This is a genomic window from Aequorivita vladivostokensis (assembly GCF_000952855.1).
In the GTDB taxonomy this organism is placed as follows: Bacteria; Bacteroidota; Bacteroidia; order Flavobacteriales; family Flavobacteriaceae; genus Aequorivita; species Aequorivita vladivostokensis.
This window is the reverse complement of sequence record NZ_JSVU01000003.1, coordinates 307,863-326,377: the sequence shown is the minus strand read 5'-3', so window position 1 is coordinate 326,377 and position 18,515 is coordinate 307,863. Positions and strand designations below refer to the sequence as shown.

12 protein-coding genes are annotated in these 18,515 nt (G+C 39.8%); all 12 read left to right on the top strand.

The window, feature by feature from the left end; translation table 11 throughout:
- Window positions 1-67: 67 nt before the first annotated feature.
- The 12 genes from MB09_RS06435 (at window position 68) to MB09_RS15445 (ending at window position 18,506) form a co-directional block, all read left to right on the top strand.
- Window positions 68-4,399 carry a CusA/CzcA family heavy metal efflux RND transporter gene (locus MB09_RS06435; RefSeq protein WP_045080057.1) on the top strand — a complete coding sequence of 1,444 codons (4,332 nt, stop codon included), beginning with the start codon at window positions 68-70 and terminating at the stop codon, window positions 4,397-4,399.
- Between the two features lie 10 nt (window positions 4,400-4,409).
- Window positions 4,410-5,570 (top strand): efflux RND transporter periplasmic adaptor subunit, encoded by a 1,161-nt coding sequence (locus tag MB09_RS06430; RefSeq protein ID WP_045080056.1) that lies wholly within the window; start codon window positions 4,410-4,412, stop codon window positions 5,568-5,570.
- 483 nt (window positions 5,571-6,053) lie between these two features.
- Window positions 6,054-6,620, top strand: a complete 567-nt coding sequence (locus MB09_RS06425) for a cupin domain-containing protein (protein WP_045080055.1) — start codon at window positions 6,054-6,056, stop codon at window positions 6,618-6,620.
- A 177-nt stretch (window positions 6,621-6,797) separates the two neighbouring features.
- On the top strand, window positions 6,798-7,349 hold the full coding sequence (locus MB09_RS06420; protein WP_045080054.1) for a dihydrofolate reductase family protein: 552 nt from the start codon (window positions 6,798-6,800) through the stop codon (window positions 7,347-7,349).
- A 402-nt stretch (window positions 7,350-7,751) separates the two neighbouring features.
- Window positions 7,752-8,309, top strand: coding sequence for a DUF7010 family protein (locus MB09_RS06415; RefSeq protein ID WP_045080053.1), 558 nt, complete (start codon window positions 7,752-7,754; stop codon window positions 8,307-8,309).
- A gap of 3 nt (window positions 8,310-8,312) precedes the next feature.
- Window positions 8,313-8,771: an SRPBCC domain-containing protein gene (locus MB09_RS06410; RefSeq protein WP_045080052.1), complete on the top strand. Its 459-nt coding sequence runs from the start codon at window positions 8,313-8,315 to the stop codon at window positions 8,769-8,771.
- Window positions 8,772-9,266: 495 nt separating this feature from the next.
- The gene (locus MB09_RS06400) at window positions 9,267-9,665 is read left to right on the top strand and encodes an HU family DNA-binding protein (RefSeq protein ID WP_045080050.1); all 399 of its coding nucleotides are present in this window, start codon (window positions 9,267-9,269) and stop codon (window positions 9,663-9,665) included.
- A 343-nt stretch (window positions 9,666-10,008) separates the two neighbouring features.
- Window positions 10,009-13,092 (top strand): type I restriction-modification system endonuclease, encoded by a 3,084-nt coding sequence (hsdR, locus tag MB09_RS06395; RefSeq protein WP_407637641.1) that lies wholly within the window; start codon window positions 10,009-10,011, stop codon window positions 13,090-13,092.
- A 233-nt stretch (window positions 13,093-13,325) separates the two neighbouring features.
- Complete coding sequence (locus tag MB09_RS06390; protein ID WP_045080048.1) at window positions 13,326-14,786, top strand: class I SAM-dependent DNA methyltransferase; 1,461 nt, start codon at window positions 13,326-13,328, stop codon at window positions 14,784-14,786.
- A complete protein-coding gene (locus MB09_RS06385; RefSeq protein WP_052671309.1) occupies window positions 14,786-16,276 on the top strand; it encodes a restriction endonuclease subunit S in 1,491 nt (496 codons plus the stop codon). The genes MB09_RS06390 and MB09_RS06385 overlap by 1 nt, the downstream gene beginning before the upstream one ends.
- A gap of 6 nt (window positions 16,277-16,282) precedes the next feature.
- On the top strand, window positions 16,283-17,830 hold the full coding sequence (locus MB09_RS06380; RefSeq protein ID WP_045080047.1) for an AAA family ATPase: 1,548 nt from the start codon (window positions 16,283-16,285) through the stop codon (window positions 17,828-17,830).
- A 157-nt stretch (window positions 17,831-17,987) separates the two neighbouring features.
- Window positions 17,988-18,506, top strand: coding sequence for a hypothetical protein (locus MB09_RS15445; protein WP_052671308.1), 519 nt, complete (start codon window positions 17,988-17,990; stop codon window positions 18,504-18,506).
- The last annotated feature ends 9 nt before the right edge of the window (window positions 18,507-18,515 follow it).

The following is an 18,515-nucleotide window of genomic DNA, read 5'->3' as shown; positions in this document are numbered from 1 at the left end:
AGTATCAATTTTTATTATTTCGATTTTCAACAGTTTTATGTTGAAGATGATAAACCCATAATTTGTTATGTTAACAAAAATCATTCAATTCAGTATAAAGAACAAACTCATCATCGGTTTGTTTACGCTGCTGCTGATAGGCTTTGGGGTGTTTTCGCTCACGCAGCTTTCCATAGGTGCCGTGCCCGATGTCACCAACAACCAGGTGCAGGTAATTACCACTTCCCGCAATCTTTCCACCCAGGATATGGAGCAGTTTATCACCTATCCCGTGGAACTGGAAATGGCAAATTTGCCGGGGGTGCTCGAGATCCGTTCCGTTTCCAAATTTGGGCTTTCGGTGGTTACCATCGTCTTTGAGGAACGTATGGGCACCTATCTGCCTCGCCAACTCATAGCCGAAAAGATAAAATCGGCCTCCGAAAACATTCCCGAAGGTTTCGGCACGCCGCAAATGGGCCCGATAACCACGGGGCTGGGCGAGATATACCAATACATTCTCGACGTGAGACCGGGCTATGAGGACGCCTATACCGACACCGAACTGCGCACTATCCAGGACTGGATCGTTAAACGCCAACTCTCCGGCATTCCCGGGGTGGTGGAGGTAAACACTTGGGGCGGCCATTTAAAACAGTACGAGGTGGCCATCAACACCCATAAGCTGAACGCCATGAACATCACGGCCGCGGAAGTCTTTACCGCCTTGGAAAAGAACAACAGCGTTTCTGGCGGAAGTTATATTGAAAAGGAAAACCAGGCCTATTTTATTCGGGGCGAAGGCTTGATTACCTCTTTGGAGGACATCCGAAATATAGTGGTAAAAAACGAGAACGGCTTTCCTATTTATGTGAAGGATATCGCCAAAGTGCAATTTGGAAGCGCCCCCCGTTTTGGCGCCATTACCGGCAACGGCCAAGGCGAAAAAATCCTCGGCCAGGTAATGATGCTAAAGGACGCCAACTCCAATCAGGTTATCAAGGATGTGCAGGACCGGGTGGCCGAAATATCCGAATCCCTGCCCGAAGGCGTGTACATCAATCCGTTTCTCGATAGGAGCGTGCTCATCGGGAAAACCACCTTCACCATTGCCGAAAACCTCATTTTGGGCGTGCTTATCGTGATTTTCGTGGTAGTGCTATTGTTGGGAAATTTCCGCTCGGGGCTCGTGGTGGCCTCCGTTATTCCGCTATCGCTACTCTTTACTCTTTCTATGATGTACCTCTTTGGCGTAGATGCCAACTTGATGAGCATGGGCGCCATCGACTTTGGAATTATCATCGACGGGGCGGTAATCATCGTAGAGTTTGTCGCCTTTAAAATCAGCAAGCACGCGCCTAAGCTAAATGCACTTCCTTCTTCGGAAAGACAAAGTGAAAAGGACGAGCTTACCGTGAAGAGCTCCTCAAAAATGATGAATTCCGCCATTTTCGGGCAGTTGATTATTTTGATTGTTTTTATCCCAATTCTCTCCCTCAGTGGGGTAGAGGGCAAAATGTTTATCCCGATGGCGCAGACCTTCAGCTTTGCGCTTATTGGAGCCATGGTGCTTTGTTTTACATACGTTCCCGTGGCCGCCTCATTGTTTTTAAAACCCACTAAAACTTCAAAAAGAAATATTTCAGTCAGACTAATGGCTTTTTTGAATCGTTTTTACGAACCGGCAATTCGTTGGGCATTAGGTGCTAAAAAGTTGGTATTGGGAGTTGCAATACTGATTCTAGCTTCAACAATTTATCTTTTTTCAACTATGGGTGGCGAATTTGTACCAACGCTGGACGAAGGCGATTTTGTTATCCAGCCCGTGCTGAAAACGGGAACTTCCCTTAGCAATACCATTGCCATCACCACCCAGATTGAAAAAATTCTTATAGAAAAATTCCCCGAAGTGGACCAAGTGGTCAGCCGTATCGGTGCCGCCGAAGTGCCCACCGACCCCATGTCTATGGAGGAAAGCGACGTAATCATCACCCTAAAGCCCAAAAAGGAATGGGTCTCTGCCAAGAGTAAAAATGAGCTGGCGGAAAAATTTAAGGAAGCCCTCACGATAATCCCCGGGATGGAAGTGGAATTCACCCAGCCTATTGAGATGCGCTTTAACGAACTTATCACAGGGGTTCGCGCCGATATCGCCATCAAGATTTTTGGGGAAGACCTCGACCTGCTCAGCAGCCTTGGCAACGAAATAAAAAACCTTGTGGAAAACGTGGAAGGCGCAGATGATATTATTGTGGAAAAAGTAGCCGGCCTGCCCGAGATGAACGTAACTTTCAACCGTGCCAAAATTGCCCGCTATGGCCTGAACATTGAAGATTTAAACGAAATGATTGCCATGGGCTTTGCAGGGAAATCCATGGGCAGCATTTTTGAGGGCGAAAAACGCTTCGACCTCGTGGTACGGCTGGATGAAAACAACCGTCGCGACCTTTCAAACCTGCAAAACCTCTATGTAGATACTCCTTCCGGGGAAAAAGTGCCCTTGCGCGAACTCGCGGAAATTAAATACGCAAAAGGCGCGGCAAAAATCTCACGCGACGACACCAAGCGCCGGATAGTAGTGGGCATCAACGTGCGGAGCCGCGATCTGCAGAGCGTAGTGGACGACGTACAAGAATTGATTGACGCCAACATCAAGCTGCCCGTGGGCTACACTATCGATTACGGCGGGCAATTTGAAAACCTACAAAGCGCCAAGGACCGCCTGCTGATAGCGGTACCCGTGGCCTTGCTGCTGATATTCGTGATGCTGTATTTCGCCTTTAATTCGGTCAAGGAGGCTTTGATGATTTATTCCGCCATACCCTTGGCGGCAGTGGGCGGCGTGTTGCTGCTCTGGCTTCGCGATATGCCCTTTAGCATCTCGGCAGGGGTTGGTTTTATTGCCCTTTTCGGGATTGCCGTCCTCAACGGGATAGTGTTGATAGAACATTTTAAGGAACTCAAAAAAGAAGGTATGACAGATAAAAAGGAACTGATAGTACAGGGAACAAAAGACCGACTGCGGGCCGTGCTCTTGACCGCTTCGGCTGCCGCCCTTGGGTTTTTGCCGATGGCCATTTCCACCAACGCCGGAGCTGAGGTGCAAAGACCCTTGGCAACCGTGGTTATTGGCGGCTTAATAACCGCTACCATTTTAACCTTGGTTGTGTTGCCGGTGCTCTATTCAATTTTTGATTCAGATAAAAAAACAATCAGTTTAAAAAGAAAAACTAAAAAGTTGCCTGTGGCCATACTTATTTTCTTGCTTGGCTTTTCGGGAATGGCGCAGGAGTCGCCCAAAACATTGGAAGACTTACAGCAAATAGCTTTGGAAAACAATGCTGGCCTAAAAGCCGCTTCGCTTCAGAAAGAGGAAGCAAACGCCTTGATAGGGAGTGCTTTCAGTTTTGATAAAACTACGGTCTTTTATGAATTCAATGAAAATGATTTAGGACCAAACAACGAGCCGCTCGAAGTTTTTGGCGTGCAACAGGATTTTCTTTTCCCCACGGTTTATTTCGCCGAAAGGAACGTCAACAAGCTGCAGTTCGAGATGCAAAGCAGCCAATACAACCTGCAAAAGCGAACCACCGAAGGCATGGTGGCGGCGGCCTATTACCAATATCAATTTGAAAAAAACAGGGAGCGTGTATATCAAAGTCTGGACAGCCTCTATCAGAATTTTGCCCACGCCGCCCAACGCCGTTTTGAGCTGGGGGAAACCAATTATCTTGAAAAAATAACCGCCCGCGCCAAACAGCGACAGTTGGAAACCGATTATAGGCAGAGTAGGGAAGATGTGCGGATTGCAATGGAACGTTTGAAGGCAGTTGTTCAATCCCAGGATAGCTTGCAGGTTTCAACCCAAACTTTGGAAAAACTGAAACTTTCACTTTCAAGTATGGAAGCGCACCCAGCAATAGATTATTATGAAAATAGAACAGATTTTTTTAATGCAAAGCGCAGTCTTGAAAAACAGCATTTGTTACCAGATATCAGTCTTTCCTATTCCTTGGGAAGCAATTCGGGCTTGAGCCAAAATCTATATGCCTATCAAATTGGCCTTAAGATTCCCTTGCTCTTTAGCGGGAATGCCTCAAAAATAAAAGCTTCCAAAATTGCGGCGGACGTGAGCCAGCAGCAGGCTGAGGATTATAAAATCCACCTCAATTCACGAAAACTTCAATTGCTCAACGAGGTTTCAAAATATGAAGAAGCACTGAGTTATTATGAAACCGAGGGAAAATCCCTTTCCGAGGAAATTTTAAAAACGGCAAATATCGGTTTTAAAAATGGGGAGATTGACTTCTTTCAATACATCCAAAGCCTTGAAAACGCCTATGAAATTGAACTGCAATACCTCCAAAATCTGAACAATTACAACCAGGCGGTCATCGCCCTCAATTATTTAATACTATAAAACCTTTGTTATGAACTATATAAAATCAATTTTGTTGCTTTTGGCTTTAGTTTTGGCGGCTTGCAACAATTCCGAAAAAGAAAGTCCCCTCCTAACCTCCCCAGAGGGGAGGGATGACATCGTACATCTTTCAAAAGCGCAGTTTGAAAATGCAAAAATGGAGGTAGGCCAACTCACCGAAAAGCCCTTTGCCACTGCGGTACAGACCAGTGGGATTATTGACGTGCCGCCACAGAGCCGGGCCGTGATAAGTGCCTTCGCGGGCGGATATATTAAAAACACCCCATTGTTGGTGGGTAATAAAGTTTCCAAAGGGCAGCGTTTGGTAACACTGGAAAATCCAGAGTTTATAACGATGCAGCAGAACTATTTGGAAACCGCCGAGCAGCTTTCCTATTTAAAATCGGAGTACGATCGGCAGCGGATTATGTTTGATGAAAAAATCACTTCCCAAAAAAGTTTTCTAAAAGCCGAAAGCGAATACAAATCCAATTTGGCGCGCTACAACAGCCTCAAGAAAAACCTTGAAATGTTGAATATAAATCCAGCATCGGTCCAAGCGGGAAATATCGTTTCAGCTGTAAATATTTACAGTCCCATAGACGGCAACGTGACCCAGGTTTTTGTAAACACGGGTACCTACGTTTCCCCGGCCGATAAGATTATGGAAATTATGAATACAGACCATATCCACTTGGAATTAAAGGTTTTTGAAAAAGATCTCCTACAGCTTAAAAAGAAACAGGACATTTTATTCACGGTGCCTGAGGCCTCAAAAGAAGTTTTTAAGGGCGAGGTACATTTAGTGGGAACTTCCATTGACCCGAACAACAGAACTTCTTTGGTCCACGGGCATATAGATGAAAAGGATGAGCAAAACTTCACTGCCGGAATGTTTGTGGAGGCGCAGATTGTTACGGGCACTTCAGACCAGTGGGCGCTTCCGGAAAACGCCGTGGTGGAAATGGAAGGGAAACACTACGTGTTAAAAATTGAAAATGAAACTGCCGACGAATTTGAAATCCTTCCCGTAGCGGTAAAGATAGGCCCCACTTATAAAGGGTTCACCGCCATTGAAAACGCCGAAGCATTTAAACCAGATACGAAATTTTTGACCAAGGGCGGGTTTGTGCTGTTGCAGGAAGAAGGGGGTGGGGGGCATAGTCATTGACCCAAAAAGCTCCTTCCCCTAAGTAAAAAACTTCAATAAAACCCCTAAACTCAAAAAAAGGGGAAGGTGGCCGCCGGAATTTATCCGATCAAAAAACGGATTGTGATCGGCGGCCGGAAGGGGTTTTGTCTCTCTGTTTTAATTGATCTACCCACCCCGTCAACTAAAGTTGACACCCCTCCCTTTCAGGGCGGGGAGCTTTTGTTGTTATCCTATAATTATATATTAAAGCTCCTTCCCCTAAGCAACCTCTTCAATAAAAACGCTCCAATTGCCTACAGGGGAAGTCCTTTGCCCATTGTCTATTTAGGGTTTATGTTAAACCGAACGGTTCGTGCTAATTTACACGCAACTTTCCAAGTACAGACACCTTGCCCATTATGCAAAAAACCCATTCATTTCAGTATTTTCTGAATTTTAAATTCGTTATTTTTATAAGAAAATCCGAAAGTCCAACACTTTAAGTAACAAATATGATAGAAAATGAAAAGAAGGCACTTATTAGTCACCCTACTTGCCGCCCTGCCACTTTCCCTTATCGCCAAACCTGTAACTTGGAAATTTGATATGCGTACCAATAAAGGCTTTAAGGTAAATTCAGGGGAAGCGAGATTTGGCAAGCATTACAAGATGAAAGGCGTAACCCTGAATATTTTGGGTATAAAGATATCGGGAAGCGATACCGACAACGATCTGGCCGTTTTTGAACAGACCGGACTTACCCCCAAAGGTGGCCCGCCCCTGCATATCCATCCTTTTCAGGATGAATGGTTTTACGTTGTGGAGGGCGAATACCTGTTTCAAGTGGGCGATGATAAATTTGAAATGAAAGCGGGCGACACCATTTTTCTGCCCCGAAAGGTGCAGCACGCCTTTATCCAATTATCGGAAAAAGGAAAAATGATTGTTTCCTACCTGCCCGCGGGAAAAATGGAGGCCTTTTTTAAGGTAACAGACCAATGGACTTCGCCCCCTTCAAAAGAGGAAGTCGTAAAAGTTTTTAAGGACCACGATATGCTGGTAGTAGGCGCGCCATTAAAACCGGATTGATAACTAAGCACAAACGCTCAACAGGTATAAAAATAGGCCAATTAGCCCTTAGCTTAAGTCCTTTAGCACATACCATACTTTGTGCTTCTCAGGAAGTTTAATGCTTTATAATCGCCCGCTTTTTTATAAACGAATCTTTGCGGTCATCCAAGAATATCTACAAAAAACTATAAGTCGATGGGAAAAATAATTGCAGCATTAAATATGACAATTGATGGATTTTGCGACCATACTGCCGGTATTCCTGATGAGGCAATACATCAACATTATACCCAACTTCTAGCGCAGGGAGATGCAATCCTGTACGGCAGGATTACGTATGGACTTATGGAATTCTGGCGGACGGTTCTGGATAATCCTTCCGAGAACAAATCGATGCATGATTTTGCCGTAGTTATTGACAGAATTCCAAAAATAGTTTTCTCCCGTACGCTTAAAAATGTAACTTGGAAAAGTGCCACAATAGCCAAACGCAGCCTAAAAGAGGAGGTTTTGGAACTCAAGCAACAACCGGGAAAGGATATCTTTGTGGGCAGCCGCAGTTTGATTATCCAATTGCTGCACCTTCAATTGATTGATGAATTCCAACTTTGCATTCATCCCCTGGTCGAAGGAAAGGGTTTGCGGTTGTTTGAAAACATAAACAACAGGATTATTTTTAAACTCGTTAAGAACAAAACTTTTAAGAATGGAGCTATAATTCTGTATTATCAACCGAAAAACAAATAACAGGGCAAAATCAAATCTTTATATATGCGCAATGGTCGCGCTTTAAACCCATTGTACAAGCCTCGAGAATATACCGTAGGCCCCTGAAAAATTTACAAATAGCAATAAAGCCTCTCATAAAAGACCCTTGTAAAGACTAAAGTTTCAGAAAACCCACAATCCTTCGATACTTTCATAAGTGTGTCCGTCGACGGCAGTTGAGTTTTAATGAATTGCGTATCTTAAACTTCCCAACTTCATTTTATCTACATCAAAATCACAAGATCCAGAATTTCATAGGTATAAATTAGTGAGCCTGTTTCCTCTACCTTAAACTTAATAAGTGCGGTTCCTATTGGATAATTATTATATTTAATAAATTTAAATCTTCAAATAAGTACTAAAATAGACGGAATTGCACCCATGGACTATAGAACCTTAGAACAACAGCGCCTTGAATTTATCAACCAAAAATTTTTAGCTACTCCCTTGGCCGGTCTTATTATTTGGGCCTTGATTGGCACAACCGGCATTTTCTTTTCCGATTTTATTGCCGTTTGGGCTGTATTTATTGGAACGGGAAGTATAGTATATCTCGGCCTGTTTCTTTCAAAATTCACAGGCGAAAACTTTCTCGACAAGAGCAGGCCAAAAAACGAATTCGATACCCTTTTTCTTTATACTGCTGGGCAGGCCATCCTTGTTTACTCCATTGCCATCCCCTTCTTTTTGATAGACTATACCTCTCTTCCCCTTACCGTCGGCATACTCACTGGACTTATGTGGTTGCCGTTTTCCTGGATCGTAAAGCATTGGGTCGGCATTTTTCACGCCCTCATCCGAACTATTTTGGTACTCGCCCTTTGGTACTTACTGCCCGAATATAGGTTTATAGCAATTCCCTTTGGCATCGTTTTGATTTATATCCTCACCTTATTAATTTTAAACCACAGAAAGACTGTTTACAAAACAAAATCTTAGACAATGGAAAAAATAAGCAGGGAATTCAATCTTAGAATAGCAAGGGATAAGGCCTTCCAAAAATTTTTAAACGAACTCAACGCCTGGTGGCCAAAGGAATACACTTGGTCGCAGGACAAACTCAAGGAAATTCGGATTGACCGGCAAAAGGGCGGGCTCTGTACCGAAATAGGGCCTTACGGCTTTCGTTGTGATTGGGGGCGCGTAACTGAGTTAGAAGAAAACGAAAAAATAAAATTAAAATGGCAGATAAGCCCCACCCGCGAACCCGTTCCCGATCCGGAAAAGGCAAGTGATATTGAAATTGTATTTTCGGAAAATGGCGAAGGAGCAAAAGTATATTTTGAACACCGAAATTTTGAAAACCACGGCAAGGGAGCAGCTGAATATCGCGAAATGATGGCCAGCGCACAGGGTTGGGACTATATTTTAGGGGCTTATAAAAAATACTGCGAAAAGTGAGTTTTTAACAAATGGATAAAAGCCCCCGTTGGTGCGCGATTGCCCCGCGTTTCTTCCCTCGTCTTTCCCGATAGACTCATTATTTTCATCTCAGTCATTTCATTAAAATTCAAATTCAAATTCAATATCGTTTTCGTTTTCGTTTTCGATTTCGATTTCGATTTCGATTTCATTTTCGTTTTGACTCCAAAATGATGGCTCAAAAAATTAGGTCAATAAATAATAAGAAACCAACATCCATTTCAATTTTATACGTATCTTGCTACTACCGCACGCTTGGGCTGCTATTCTCCTCCAAAAACAGCCTCGTGAAAAATTATATAATTTCCTATCAAGAATTATAGTATTCCACCACAACAATTTTATAATTTTATTCCAATAATTATATTACTTTTAGCTACAAGAAACGGGCGATGCAAACGCAACTAACTGTGTTTTGCATTGCAATTACCTGAGCTTTATTAGAAATTAACCATTCACTCAATAGCAATCTTCATGGCACTCAAATACCGCATCACCAAACGCAAGGACAACATTGGCCCCGAGGGCCAGGAATACTACATCATGCAGGCCATTGGCACGGGCGAGATAGATATTAAACGGCTCAGTTACCTGATAAGCAATGAGTGCACCGTAAAGCGGCCCGACGTGGTAGCGGTGCTCACCGCCCTTGGCGATAAGATGAAGGAGCTGCTGGCAGACGGCCACGTGATCAATCTCGAAAACATTGGCCGCTTTAAGATGGGCTTTAAAAGCACCCCCCAGCCCAGTCCTGAATTGTTGCGGCCGCACGAGATAAAAAAGTTCCACATCAACTACCAGCCCACCCCGGAAATGAAAAATTGGCTAAAAGGCAAATCCATAGATGTGGTAAAGGAGCCACGGAAGCGGTAAAAATGCAATCTGTTGGCTTTCAGTCTTCCCGCAATTACAGAGGCATATTTCATCGATTATCTACATCTTAAATTTTTCTTAAAGGGAAAATATTTTATCTTTCGAGTTCTCCCCAGAAAATTTGTCGCCAATGCGGATTTCCGTAGTGGGATGGATTTTTATTGTTTTATATTTGAGGAATTAACTAACCAATTTTACAAGATTAATGAGTTCCAGTTTTTCGTTTCTCCAAAAAGACTACCCGGAATTATTCACTATCTGTGAGATTGCTGAGGAATTGATTCATATTGATCCAAGTTCCACACTTTCTAAGACTCGTCTATTTTCCGAAAAAATTAGCATATTGATCTGGGACTTTGAGCAAATGGGAGATTTGCATGGAACTCAGGTTGACAGAATCAATCAACTTTATTACAAAAACATTCTTCCAGAAATTGTAAAAGGGATTCTCCATACAATTCGTACATCTGGGAACAGGGCAAGTCATGATGGAACAGGTTCAAAAGAAGAAGCACTTTTTATTCTTAAAAAAAGCTTCCAGTTAGCAAAATGGTTTTATGAAACCTACAATAACGATTACGTTGAACAAAAGAAATATCATCTTCCTGAAAGAACCCAAAATAACGTAGAAGAGCTAACCGCGCAGTTGGAAGTAATTTCAAAACAAGTTGTAGATTATAAAAACAAAATTGAAACTCTAAACCAGAGCAAAGAAGTTGCTGAAGCCCGTAAACGAAGAGGGGAGAACATCGCTAAGAATCTCGATTTAAACGAGAAAGACACACGCCTAATTCTGATTGATCCGCAACTGCGTGCATCTGGATGGGAATGTAATACGGAGACTTTAAATTATAAATCAAATAAAACCCTTCCGGAAAAAGGCAGAATGATGGCAATTGCCGAATGGCCTTGTGATGGTAAATGGGCAGATTATGCTTTGTTTATTGGAAAAACACTCTATGGAATTGTAGAAGCCAAAAAATATGCAAGCGACATATCCACAGATTTAAGACAATCTAAAATCTATGCGGAACGACTTCAACAAAAAGAGGATATGCTATTTCTTAGCGAATGGAATAACTATAAAGCGCCCTTTCTATTTTCAACGAATGGGCGTGAATACCTAGAGCAGATAAAGACTAAGAGTGGGATTTGGTTTTTAGATGTCCGCAATGAGCGTAACAGCGCAATAGCATTAAAAGGATGGTTTTCACCACAAGGTCTTATTGACTTGTTTGAAAAAGATTTAGATAAGGTTAACAATCGACTTGAAAAGAGTGATTATGACTATCTTCAAGATAGAAATGGTCTTGGTCTACGAGACTATCAAATAGAAGCCATTCAAGAAATTGAAAAGAAACTAATCAATGAACCTACGGATAAGCGTTCATTGTTGGTGATGGCAACTGGAACAGGTAAGACCAGAACCGTTATTGGTCTAACCTATCGTCTTATTAAAGCAAACCGTTTTAAACGAATACTTTTCCTTACCGATAGAAGACTCTTGGCGACACAGGCCCTAGGGAATTATAAAGACAACAAGATTGAAAGACTAAACACCTTTGGGGAAGTTTATCACATAGACGAATTAAAAACAAGAAATCCAGATTCAGAAGCACGATTGCACTTTGCTACCGTGCAGAGTATGGTAAAACGATTGTTTTATTCAGAAGACAATACCTTGCCCATTGATACGTATGATTGTATCATTATTGACGAAGCGCACCGAGGATATAATTTAGATAGAGAAATGGAGGATGAAGACCTTCAATTTAAAGATCAGGACGACTATGTAAGCCAATACAAACGGGTGATTGAATATTTCAATGCTTATATAATTGGTCTAACCGCAACCCCCGCCTTGCATACCACTCAGATTTTCGGAAAACCTGTATTCAGTTATTCTTATAGGCAAGCAGTATTAGAGGGTTATCTGGCAGACCATGAGCCACCCTATCGAATTAAAACCCGTTTGAGTGAAGAAGGAATTCTTTGGAAGAAGGGCGAACGGCCTAAAGTTTTTAATCCTGAAACCAATAAAATTGAAGAGCTCGCTGAATTGGAAGATGACCTTTTAATTGAAATTGAACAATTCAATAAGCTAGTGCTCACCGAATCGTTCAACAGAACTGTATGCAAAGAGTTGGTGCAGCACTTAGACCCTGAAAGTGATGAGAAAACCCTCATTTTTGCGGTAAGGGATTCCCATGCGGATACGATTGTAAAAATACTGAAAGAAGAATTTGCAGCAATTGGTATGGATGTACACCAAAATGCTATCCAAAAAATAACAGGCAATGTTTACGACCCGGAACAACTCACAAAGGAATTTAAAAACGAAAAATATCCCAACATAGCCGTTACGGTAGATTTATTGACAACTGGAATAGACGTGCCGAAAATATGCAATTTAGTTTTCCTTCGCAGAGTAGGCTCTCGTATTTTGTATGAACAAATGATAGGCCGTGCCACCAGAAAATGTGATGAAATAGGGAAGGAGTACTTTAATATTTATGATGCCGTGCGGGTACACGAAGCTTTGGGCGATTATACACAAATGACTTCCGTAGAAAAACCTTCCACTTCTTTTGTGCAATTGGCTGAAGAGCTTGACCATATTGAAAGCGATGAGCGCATAAAAACGCAGATAGAACAAATTATTGCAAAACTACAGCGGAAGAGAAGAAAGATTGAAGAAAACGATATAGAGCGTTTTATGTATGCCGCAGATGGTCTTGAACCAAAAGAGTTCATTGAAAAATTAAAGGAAATAAAAGCTAGCGAAGCAAAGCAAATAATACAAAGTTATGGTTCCCTTTGGAACTATTTAGATACTAAAGTATATCGTCCAAAACATCAATTGGTTTCAGAACACGAAGATGAATTTTACGGTATTGAACGCGATTATGGAAACGCCAAAAAACCAGAAGACTATATAGAAAATTTCAAAAAATTCATAGAAGAAAACCGCAATAAAATAGCCGCTATTCAAATAATATGCAATAGACCTACTTCTTTGGACAGACAATCTCTTAAAGAATTAAAACTTCTTTTGGACCAAGAAGGCTTTAATGCCAGAACATTACATACCGCTTGGAAAAATGCCAAAAATGAAGACATAGCTGCGGACATCATTTCCTATATTCGCACTTTGGCTTTAGATGTGCATTTGGTCGCACACAAAGACAGAATTGACAACGCTTTTCAAAAAGTGTATGCAATGAGAACTTGGAACAAAATCCAACAAAAATGGCTGGAACGCTTCCACGCCCAACTAATTGCAGAAACTGTCCTTACCAAAGAAGACCTAGACAAAAATCCTTTTAAAGAAGAAGGAGGCTTTAAGCGTATTGACAAAATATTTGAAAACAACCTAGAAGAAATATTAAAAACAATAAATAAAAACCTATACGCCGAAGGTGCGTAAAACAATATAAATAACTAAATGGTTCCTTCCCCTTTTTCAGGGGAAGGTGGCTTTTCAAAACTGCCAAATGCAGTTTTGAAAAGACGGAAGGGGTAAATCTACAAATCATAATAATTAGATATTGAGTGCACCCTCTCCGACCTTTCCTTTTCTAGCGAAAAAGAAAGCCCACCTCTCCCTGAAAAAGGGAGAGGAACTAGAAAAATAAAAACCTGAAAATCAGTATCAATTCTATGAGCGCCGACCAAATTGCCCAAAAACTATGGAATCTATGTAACGTATTGCGGGACGATGGCGTAACCTATCACCAATACCTTAACGAACTTACCTTTATACTATTCTTAAAGCTAAGCGAAGTAAAGGACTTTGAAAACCACATCCCTGAACGCTACCGCTGGCAAAGTTTTGTTAACGAACACGACAATAACGAAGCCTTTTTGCGCTACCGCAAATTCCTTGCAGAAATTAGTGCCGAAACCACCAGTGAAAGCATCAAGGAAATATATGCAGATGCTTCCACGAGCTTACGCAAACCCGTAAACTTCAATACGCTGGTTCAGGCTATAGACCAATTGGACTGGTATGAAGAAAGCGACAGAGACGTAATGGGCGATATTTACGAAAGCCTATTGGAAAAAAACGCAGGTGAAAAAAAGAGCGGGGCAGGGCAGTATTTTACACCACGACCCCTTATTAATATTATGGTGAGCTTGATGGTGCCAAAATTAAAAGAACGCTGGAACGATCCCGCAGCAGGCACTTTTGGGTTTATGATTGCCGCCTATGCTTATTTAGATAGAAAGTATGATATAAATTTTAATCTAGACGAAAATGCTCGCAAGTTTCAAAAAGAAGAAGCCTTTAGCGGCGTAGAACTTGTTGGCGATGCCCACCGTTTGGCACTGATGAACGCTCGTTTGCACGGAATGGAAAGCCGTATCTATTTAGCAGATACCTTAACCGAATTCGGAAAAAAGTTAAAAGATTTTGACGGCGTACTCGCCAATCCGCCTTTTGGAACAAAAAAAGGAGGCGAACGTCCTACCCGTGACGATTTTACCTTTCCCACCAGCAACAAACAACTCAACTTTTTACAGCATATATACCGAAGCCTAAAAAAAGATGGCAAGGCAAGAGCGGCAGTAGTCTTGCCAGATAATGTTTTGTTTGAGGACGGTGATGGCCAAAAAATACGCCGTGACCTTATGGATAAATGCAACCTGCACACCGTGTTGCGTTTGCCTACGGGTATTTTTTATGCAGCAGGTGTAAAGACCAACGTACTCTTCTTTACCAGAGGAGCCACCGAAACCGGCAACACCAAAAATGTATGGTTTTACGATATGCGTACCAACACTCCCAACTATGGCAAGCGCACCCCTTTTATAGAAAATGCTTTTGAAGGTTTTGTAAAAGCCTATACTGGCGGTATAACAGTAGATAGATTAGAAAAAGAATACAATGGCGAAATAAGCGACGAAAAACGTAAGGCTATAAAAGATGAACGTTGGCAATGCATACCTAGAGAAACCATAGCTAAAAAGAATGACAGTTTAGATTTAGGTCTCATTGCGGATGAGAGCATTAGCAACTCTGAAGATCTAGGCGAACCTATAGACATTGCCAAAGAGGCTTTAAAGGAAATTAATAGCATTACGGAACAATTGAATGCGATGATAAAGGAGTTGGGATAATGGAGAAGGAATTACCAAAGAATTGGGTCTTTTGCCCGTTGGATGATTTAGCGAAGATTCAAAGTGGCGGTACACCAGCTCGAAGCAATTCGTCATATTGGAATGGAGATATTCCTTGGGTTAAAATTTCTGACATAAAAGGCCTATCTGTAGATCGAGCAACGGAGTATATAACGGAAAAGGGTTTAAAAAATTCATCAGCTACTATATTTCCAAAAGGGACAATATTATTTACAATTTTTGCCACAATTGGAAGAATTGGAGTTTTGGAAATTGAAGCGACTACAAATCAGGCTATTGCAGGTATTACGCCTTCTGAGCTCATCAATAAAAAATATATAACCTACTCTTTATTGGAATTATCCTCTTCGATACTGAGTGAAGGTAAAGGTGTTGCTCAAAAGAATATAAACCAAACAATATTAAAAAATACATTAATTCCTCTCCCCCCATTACCTGAACAAACCCGCATTGTTGCCAAACTAGATCGATTATTTGGGCAGTTGGAACAGATAAAAGAAAGCTTAGATAAAATCCCCCAATTTTTAAAAGATTTTAGGCAGCAGGTGTTGACGCAGGCGGTTACGGGGAAATTGACGGCGGAGTGGAGAGAACTTAATAAGGAATATACAACTTCATTAAAAGTAGAAAAAAATACCAATTTTTATTTACATCCTATTCCAAATGGCTGGATTCATACAACTATTGATAACATAGGTAAAGTTAAAGGCGGAAAAAGACTTCCGAAAGGTCATGATTTAGTTGATGAAGATACAGGTTTACCTTACATCCGTGCTAGAGATTTAAAACAAGGATCAGTGTTGACTGAAAATTTAAGGTATTTGTTGCCTGAGACTCAAGAAAAAATTAAGAGATATACTGTAAAGGAAAACGATTTGTATATAACGATAGTAGGTGCGAAAATCGGAGATGCGGGTATTATTCCTTTTGAGATGGATGGGGCCAATTTAACTGAAAATGCTGCGAAAATTACTGATTTGGAAAAGGGAGTTGATCACGATTATTTAGCACTTTGGTTACAATCATCAATTTGTTTTGAAAATATGATGCAATCAATAAAATCAGCTGCGCAAGGTAAATTGGCATTAACAAGAATTAAGGAACTTCCAGTTTATATTGGAAGTATAGAAGAGCAACAGGAAATAGTAGCCCGAATAAAAAACCTCTTTGCCAAAGCAGATGCCATCGAGCAACAATACCAAGCCCTAAAACAAAAAATAGATACATTACCGCAAGCCATTCTGCACAAAGCCTTTAAAGGCGAGCTTGTGCCACAGATGGAGAGTGATGGGGATGCGCGGGAGTTGTTGGAGGAGATAAAGGCTTTGAAAAAACAAACTGTCAAGCCCATAGGCAAAAAGAAAAATTTTAGGGTGAGCGCAGTCAAACCTCTTAAAAAGCCTAAAACTTATAAGGTTGAAGAAGTTGAGTTGGGTAGGGTTGCGGAGGAAATTAAAAAATATAAATAGGAGCTTATGTATAAAATTATTTCTATTCAATTTTATAATCATCCGGTATTAGGAAATCATAATATATCATTAGCAGATCCTGGTGAAGAAAGCAGATCTGCTTATATCTCATTAATTATTGGGGGTAATGGTACAGGGAAAACTAAAACACTAATTGCTATAAGTGAAATTTTGAACTATATTGATGATTTTGATCCTTTTAGTAAATCCCAATTAGACTTCACTTTTAAAATTGACATTTTAAATAATAAAACACGCTCAATATTTGATAATATTAACTCTCGTTTATCTTTAAATGATGATGCCGTACTATTTGGATTTGAAAAACAACAATTTTTACCAAAAAGATTAATCGCAAATGCGTATACATTTAATGACGATTTTCCTTTTTCAAAAAAAACAGACTTTTATGTGTATGGGGGTTTAAGAACGGCTTCAAATAATATTTTTATTAATAAGCCAATTGAAACTATTTTTAAAAACCTTTCTAAAATAATTAATAAAGAAAATCAGGTTATTCTATTAGATCGAGTTTTTGATGAATTATTTTTAAAAAAAAGAATCACAGTTTTCTACGCAAAACGACCCAATTATAATAAACTTTTTAAGAATAAAGAGATTTTACCCCTTCTTGTTGAAATTACTTCCAACCAAAATAGTAATCCAAATGAATTACAGATTGAAAAATTTCGAATGTTACTAGAGAAATTTATTAGTCAAAATAATAAAACAAAGAAATTTGGCGATGAGTCAATCTTAAGATTTATCAATGACAACAATTCAGTTCGTGATTTATTAAACTTATTAATAAACCTTTTCGATAAAGAGACTATTGATGGTAGATCATTAACACTTGATTTTAAATTTGAATATAATTGGACGGAAACTAAAGATGATGAACAGAACGCTAAGTTTAAAGAGCATTTTAAACATTTTAAATTTTTATCTGATTTGGATGTTGCTTCTTTTGATTCATTTGAAGTTTATAGGGATGTATTTTATGACTTTCAAAAAGCTAGTTCTGGAGAGATACATATGTTACATATTGTTTCTTCAATCATTGCTAATATAGAGCCTAATTCAGTTGTAATTATTGATGAACCAGAAATAAGCTTGCACCCTAATTGGCAGAACAAATTAATTCACACATTAAAACCAATTATAGAAGTATTTAAAGACAGCCATTTTATTATTGCTTCACATTCACATTTTATTGTTTCAGATTTGGACCATAAAAACTCCTCTATTACCTCTTTAAAACGAGATGTCAATAATGGCGACTTAATTGTTAAAAATCTAGAGATGATTGATACAGAAGGTTGGTCAGCTGAACAAATTCTTTTTGAAATTTTCGAGATGCCCACGGATCGAAATTATTATTTGTCCTTAAAGGTTCAGGAAATTTTAGATGAAATGTCTAAAACAAATCCAGATCATAAAAAAATATCGGATGCTCAAGAAGAATTAAGAAAATACAATTTCGATAATTTACATAGGCAAGATCCATTTTACAAAGTTTTAAAAACTGTTATAGCTAATGACTTGGAAGCGTAATCAAAAATTAAAATATAATTATGGGTTGGTTTATGATAAGCCAATACCCAAACCAAGAAAATCTACATCGTGGACGAGCCCTTCGTACAAGAGTATCAAAGTATTTATAAAAAAGCATTATTCAATCTTTCAAGATAATAAATGTGCTTACTGTAGAATGCCTATAAATTTTGGGGGTTATGGCGATCCAATAGAACATATTGTGCCTAAATCGCACAAAACTTTTTGGATGTTTCATCCCAAAAACCTCTGTCTCAGCTGCTATGGGTGTAATACAAAAAAAAGAGATAAAAATACTCTTCTGAATGATCACGTTACTTATTCTAATGCTTACAAAAATTATCCAACAAATAGCGCAGATTTCAAAATAGTTCATCCCACTTTTGATAATTATTCAAAACATATAAAAATAAATGGAATTTTTTGCACCCCTAAAGATGGTAGTATTAAAGGAGCCAATACAATTGAAATATGCCAATTAAATAGATTGGATTTAATACATAAACGGGTGCTTTACAATAGAATTTCTAGAAAGAAAATTAATGAGATATATATGGAAAAATTGAGAGATACATCAACTCCCAAATATGAAATGGATGCTATAACCAACTATGCAAAAAAGCTAGCAGAAAATTATAATTATAAAAAAAAGGTCTTAGCGTCAAAAAATAAATAAGCATTATTA

Coding starts and splice junctions, on each gene's coding strand:
- MB09_RS06420 (WP_045080054.1), top strand. CDS start 6,798: ATGGGAAAAATAATTGCAGCATTAAATATGACAATTGATGGATTTTGC.
- MB09_RS06385 (WP_052671309.1), top strand. CDS start 14,786: ATGGAGAAGGAATTACCAAAGAATTGGGTCTTTTGCCCGTTGGATGAT.
- MB09_RS06435 (WP_045080057.1), top strand. CDS start 68: ATGTTAACAAAAATCATTCAATTCAGTATAAAGAACAAACTCATCATC.
- MB09_RS06400 (WP_045080050.1), top strand. CDS start 9,267: ATGGCACTCAAATACCGCATCACCAAACGCAAGGACAACATTGGCCCC.
- MB09_RS15445 (WP_052671308.1), top strand. CDS start 17,988: ATGCCTATAAATTTTGGGGGTTATGGCGATCCAATAGAACATATTGTG.
- MB09_RS06425 (WP_045080055.1), top strand. CDS start 6,054: ATGAAAAGAAGGCACTTATTAGTCACCCTACTTGCCGCCCTGCCACTT.
- MB09_RS06415 (WP_045080053.1), top strand. CDS start 7,752: ATGGACTATAGAACCTTAGAACAACAGCGCCTTGAATTTATCAACCAA.
- MB09_RS06430 (WP_045080056.1), top strand. CDS start 4,410: ATGAACTATATAAAATCAATTTTGTTGCTTTTGGCTTTAGTTTTGGCG.
- MB09_RS06390 (WP_045080048.1), top strand. CDS start 13,326: ATGAGCGCCGACCAAATTGCCCAAAAACTATGGAATCTATGTAACGTA.
- MB09_RS06410 (WP_045080052.1), top strand. CDS start 8,313: ATGGAAAAAATAAGCAGGGAATTCAATCTTAGAATAGCAAGGGATAAG.
- MB09_RS06380 (WP_045080047.1), top strand. CDS start 16,283: ATGTATAAAATTATTTCTATTCAATTTTATAATCATCCGGTATTAGGA.